The 892-nt window shown below is 46.3% G+C and carries 1 protein-coding gene; it reads left to right on the top strand.

All coding sequences use genetic code 11. The features are described from left to right. On the top strand, positions 1-892 hold an 892-nt coding region (gene ilvA, locus A3738_RS09260), incomplete at both ends, for a threonine ammonia-lyase, biosynthetic (protein ID WP_068763562.1).

Raw genomic sequence — 892 nt, forward strand, 5'->3', positions numbered from 1 at the left:
AGCCCGAAGATGCGGCATGTTTGCAAGCGGCAATGAAGTCGGGCAAGCGTGTCGTGTTAGATCAAGTTGGCATTTTTGCCGATGGTGTCGCGGTTCGACAAATAGGCAAGCTTCCTTGGGATGTCTGTAAAGATCATGTTGATGATGTGATTACGGTGACGACCGACGAAATATGTGCAGCGATTAAAGATATTTTTGATGACACGCGTGGCATTGCGGAACCGGCTGGTGCAATTGGTGTCGCTGGGTTGAAAAAGTATGTAGAGCAGACCAATGTTGAGGGCGAGAACCTTTTGACGGTTGTCTCTGGCGCAAACATGAACTTCGATCGCATGCGATATATTTCAGAACGTACTGAAATTGGCGAGAAGCGCGAAGCGATTTTAGCGGTCACTCTTCCTGAGAAACCGGGTAGCTATAAGAAGTTTATTAAGGCACTGCATCGTCGGAATATTACGGAGTTTAACTACCGATATACTGATGGCTCTGATGCTCAAATTTTTGTTGGTGTGCAAACTTCAGGGGTTGAAGGCGAACGGGTACAGCTTGTTGAGGAGCTTGAGGAACAAGGTTATCCAGTGATGGATTTAACCGATAATGAAGTCGCTAAACTGCATGTGCGACATATGGTCGGTGGCCCATCTAACGCCGAAAATGAGCAAGTATTTCGTTTTCAGTTTCCTGAGCGCCCTGGCGCTTTGATGAAATTTTTGACCTCGCTTGGTAGCAAATGGAATATCTCAATGTTTCATTACCGCAACCACGGAGCGGCATATAGTCGTGTCTTTATGGGGGTGCAGGTCAGTGAAGAAGAGAAGCCAACGTTTTTAGCGATGCTAGATGAAATTGGTTTTCCGTATTGGGATGAGAGTGATAATCCTGCCTATCTTCA

The sequence above is a fragment of the Oleiphilus sp. HI0066 genome, assembly GCF_001635725.1.